The organism is Providencia sp. PROV076, from assembly GCF_028483405.1.
GTDB classification, from domain to species: Bacteria; Pseudomonadota; Gammaproteobacteria; order Enterobacterales; family Enterobacteriaceae; genus Providencia; species Providencia huaxiensis.
The window spans coordinates 1-4,266 of sequence record NZ_JAMPRR010000056.1 but is presented as its reverse complement, the minus strand read 5'-3'; the positions used below and the strand labels follow the sequence as shown (position 1 = coordinate 4,266).

Sequence of the window (4,266 nt, the reverse complement as noted above, 5' to 3'; positions counted from 1 at the left end):
CCCCGTTTCTATTGCGTATGACTTCAACGCAGAAATATGCGAATCCCTCGAGGAGGCGACCAAATGAAAAAACATGAAAAACCTACACCGTCGCGCCTTCTTGATGAAGCCAAGGAAATCAACGAAGAAATCCAGTCGTTAATGTTTCCGATATTAACAGCCGTAGAAAATGAGGCAGAAAGTGATACTTATTTCATGTTAAGGGCGGTAAGTCGTCTTTTAAAAAATCAATTTATTGAGTTTGAAAGAATTGAAGGGGTGATGAAATGAGACAGGTCACTATCAATGCCACCAGCTTAAGCCCATTTATGTATCAAGGTAAGCGAGTTGTGACCTTTGCCATGATTGACGAGGTACACCAACGCCCGAAAGGTACAGCAAAGCGCACATTTAACACGCATAAAAAACACTTCATTGATGGGGTAGATTACTTTTTGCTCACTAAGTACGTAATACGTACCGAGTTGCCCGAACTAGAAATAGGCGGAAAAGCAAAAGAGCTAATGCTTATCACTGAATCAGGTTATTTGATGGTTGCCAAGCCATTTACTGATGATTTGTCGTGGCAGGTTCAGCGTTCAATGGTTAACAGTTATTTCCGACTCTCTGAATTCCCAGAAATTAAACACATTCAAATACCCACGCTGGCGGAACTTGAAGCCATGCCAATTGGTGAGGCTCAGAACTTGATTAGCCGTTTAGAAGCTGACTCTTATCAAGGTCACGGTAGGCGCGGTAGTTATGCCATGAACCTACGTCGTAAGGAGAAAAAAGCACTTAAACCAATGGTAATTGCCATTGAGCAAGCCTCACAGCTACACATTCAGGATATGGGGGATTATCGCTCATGAGAACGTTTCAAATCGCAGGATATGGCACAACACCTAAAGGGTTAACGCTAGGTATTTGTAAGCAGGTGATATCTACCACCCAGAAAGACGCACAATCGCAAGTGATGCGAGAAGCGCAACGTGACGGTTTAACCGATATCCGAATTAACTATGTGCGTGAGGTGAAGTAATGGCTAACAAAGAGATGGTTTTATCACTGGAAGTGCCACGCATGAAAGTAAACCGAGTGCTGACACTGTTAAGCGTTTGGCAAGAGGCGAATCAGGACGAGGAAACCGCCCATATGATAGATGTTGTTTTCTCTATGGTGAGTGATGCCGTTAAAGATATTGATTCTGCTATGGAGGGTAACAAGTAGTGAAACTCAATTATTTTGACGGTGGCGCAGTCGCCAAAATCACCGTAACTAGCAATCTATTTCAGTATAAAAAACATCGTCGTGTTGTGGATGCGGTACTGCTTAAAACCAATGTAACAGCCAGCACAAAGCGCGGCTTAGTGATTAAAACAATTATTACAGGTAAGTCCTCGCATGTGTTGAGAGCTTACAAAGTAGCAGTAGCGGAGGCGAACCGATGAATATTACAAACATTAACGCATTCGAGCACAGCGAACACGGTGTAATTCTCATTACTGACGCAGCGAATCAAGAGGCTATTAGCTATACGGAGGCATTGGACGCATTAAATGACGGTAGTTTTGATGGTCATTTATCAATGGGGTTTGAGTTGGTTTTAGCCATTAGCAAAGGTGAGGTTGAAGGCTTTTTTAAATCCACCATTGAGCAAACCGTCATTCTCTGGCGTTGGATTGTTGCCGCCTCTTTTGTCATGGAACAGGCCGACAATAACGGATTTCATCAAACCGATAACGGGAAAGGCGGAAAGATTACCGCAGCAGTGTATCGCAATGAACACGCAGCCTTAACTGTTTATGCAGCAAGCGAACGTATGTTATTGGCAAACCACGTTGAGGGCGCAGCTTATGAGCATTACGAATCAGGATATGCCCCTGCTATGGCCATAAGAATGTATAGGGATTTTATCAATCTTGAGCCTAAACAAGGTTGCCGACTATCAGACCGAGGGCGCGAGGGATTATCTATTCTTCACGATGATCTCATTCGGGCGATAGAAGATGGTGAGTTTAGCAACACCGTAACCATTCATTAAAAGGACGCAATGACATGATAACGAAGAATTTTAAAGTTAATTCACTGGCGAATAGCTACGCAGCCGCTATTTATCACGATGTAACCACACGTAATGGCGGTGATTGGTTTCCAATGAATGTAGGCAACAAGGCCATTGAGGTTGCCATTATTGACGGTGTGAAAGGTATTCGAATGCTCGTCGATAGTTATTTGCTGGAAGCACTTAAACAGTCTGTTCCTATGTGGGAAACAACAGCCATTAGTTTAATGGGTCAGTGCGTGATTAATGGCTATATCACGGGTTACGGGCGCGAGGTTTGGCAAAGCATGATTAATGATATGGGCGACTCTTTAGCCGATAAGGGGGCGTTTCAATGAAACCGATTGATGTTATCCGTGATGTGAAGCTGAAAGCAAATGGCCAATGGCAAAACATATTATCCAACTTTGGGGCAGAAGTGCCCCTAAACACGCACACAGCTTGCCCCCATTGTGGCGGTAAAGACCGTTTTAGATTCGACGACATAGACGGCAACGGCACGTTTATTTGTAGCCAGTGCGGCTCAGGCGATGGATTGGACTTAGTTCAGCGTGTTCTGGGTGGCAGCGTGACTGAGGCAGCGTATGAAGTGGCTGGCATAATTGGAATTGATACCCGTTCAGATAATCCACCAGCCTACCGTAGCCATGAGGTAAAAGCGCAACAGGACGCATTGAAAGCACAGCAAGCCCAGAGCCAAGCTAACGAGCAGATAGTGAAGCATAAACGCTTTACAGCGCGATACAACCGCACTATTGCCAATGCTAAACAGGGCGAATCTGAGTATCTCAAGGCGAAAGGGTTTGATAGTACCACCGTGACCCTGTTAGCCGATGGTTCGCTGATTATTCCATTGATAGACACTGACGGCACAATCACAGCAGCACAGACGATTAAATCCAATGGCGAGAAACGGCTATTACTCGATAGCGCGAAGAATGGCAGCTATTACCCTATCAATGAGCCTGTAAATGTTTCTACGGTGATTATCGCTGAGGGATTGGCAACCGCCATGACGTGCCAGTTAATCCAACCAGAAGCGCACACAGTAGCGGCAATTGATGCGGGTAACTTAATTCATGTGGCTAAGGTGATGCGGACAAAGTACCAAGAGAGCCAAATTATCATTGCAGGTGACAACGATATTAAGCCAGACCAAGACAATATAGGGAAATTGGCGGCAGAAAAGGCAGCTAAAGCGGTTAATGGTATTGCGGTTTTACCGCCTACCGAAGATAAAGCCGATTGGGATGATTATCGCTTATCACACGGCATTGAGGCAGCAAGACAGGCATTTAATGCCGAAGTGGATAAACAAGGAAGTAAGGTAATGATTGAGATTGATGTAAACCACAAAGCCCTTAAATCAGACCCCATGAAAATACGCATTGAATCACGCGACGACGGTGTATTTCTGGTTACACCTAAAGCGGACAAAGAAACAGGGGAGATCATCAATCATGAACAATGGTTATCTAACGCCATAAAACGCATTACGAAAGGCGTTAATGACCTGAATCAAAAGTATTTGATTTTCGAGTGGGGCAATAACAACGTTCAAGCCGTTCCGATGGGGGATATTGGCGAGCGTGAGGGGTGGAAAACGCTTAAAAATGCAGGGCTAATTGTGACAACTAAATCAGGGCTAAGACAGTCTTTATCTGATTGGCTCTTGCGCCAGAAATTCAAAGAGAATTGGAGTATCACCAATAAATCAGGCTGGCACAAAGGCGCGTACATCATGCCAGACGGCTCAATCATTGGTACACCTGAGCAACCGATATTTTTTAACGGGCAAAGCGCAGCCGCTACCGCCTACCAGACAAGCGGAACAGTAGAAAGCTGGCGGAATGATGTTGCACGATTGGCTAACGGTAATAGTTTTATGATGTTTGCGATTGGCGCAGCCTTAGCCGCACCGATGACGAGTATCACAGGGGCGGACAGCTTTGGTATTCACATTTACGCCCAATCGACAGCAGGGAAAAGCACCACCGCAGATATGGCCGTGAGCTTGTACGGTGATCCCGATTTGCAGCGTTTAACGTGGTATGGCACTGAATACGGCATGACTAACGAGGCTGTAGCGCACAATGACGGGCTTTTGTATTTGGATGAAGTCGGACAAGGCGCAGACCCTAAACACGTCTATAAATCGGCTTACACGCTGTTTAATGGCAAAGGCAAGATACAAGGTGCGAAAGATGGTGGCAATAGGCAGG

Annotated in this window: 8 protein-coding genes; all 8 read left to right on the top strand. The window is 45.3% G+C overall.

Annotation, left to right across the window (positions count from 1 at the left end):
• Nucleotides 1–63: 63 nt before the first annotated feature.
• The gene (locus PSF67_RS21760) at nt 64–270 is read left to right on the top strand and encodes a hypothetical protein (RefSeq protein ID WP_036960437.1); all 207 of its coding nucleotides are present in this window, start codon (nt 64–66) and stop codon (nt 268–270) included.
• Nucleotides 267–851: an ORF6N domain-containing protein gene (locus tag PSF67_RS21755; protein ID WP_137019073.1), complete on the top strand. Its 585-nt coding sequence runs from the start codon at nt 267–269 to the stop codon at nt 849–851. Before PSF67_RS21760 ends, PSF67_RS21755 begins: the two co-directional genes overlap by 4 nt.
• On the top strand, nt 848–1,021 hold the full coding sequence (locus tag PSF67_RS21750) for a hypothetical protein (protein WP_004265069.1): 174 nt from the start codon (nt 848–850) through the stop codon (nt 1,019–1,021). The genes PSF67_RS21755 and PSF67_RS21750 overlap by 4 nt, the downstream gene beginning before the upstream one ends.
• Nucleotides 1,021–1,209 (top strand): hypothetical protein, encoded by a 189-nt coding sequence (locus PSF67_RS21745; protein ID WP_137019070.1) that lies wholly within the window; start codon nt 1,021–1,023, stop codon nt 1,207–1,209. Before PSF67_RS21750 ends, PSF67_RS21745 begins: the two co-directional genes overlap by 1 nt.
• The gene (locus PSF67_RS21740) at nt 1,209–1,430 is read left to right on the top strand and encodes a hypothetical protein (protein WP_137019068.1); all 222 of its coding nucleotides are present in this window, start codon (nt 1,209–1,211) and stop codon (nt 1,428–1,430) included. The genes PSF67_RS21745 and PSF67_RS21740 overlap by 1 nt, the downstream gene beginning before the upstream one ends.
• A complete protein-coding gene (locus PSF67_RS21735) occupies nt 1,427–2,023 on the top strand; it encodes a hypothetical protein (RefSeq protein WP_137019066.1) in 597 nt (198 codons plus the stop codon). The genes PSF67_RS21740 and PSF67_RS21735 overlap by 4 nt, the downstream gene beginning before the upstream one ends.
• A 14-nt stretch (nt 2,024–2,037) precedes the next feature.
• Nucleotides 2,038–2,382: a hypothetical protein gene (locus PSF67_RS21730; protein ID WP_137019064.1), complete on the top strand. Its 345-nt coding sequence runs from the start codon at nt 2,038–2,040 to the stop codon at nt 2,380–2,382.
• On the top strand, nt 2,379–4,266 hold a 1,888-nt coding region (locus tag PSF67_RS21725; RefSeq protein WP_272677602.1), incomplete at its 3' end, for a DUF927 domain-containing protein. The genes PSF67_RS21730 and PSF67_RS21725, both read left to right, overlap by 4 nt.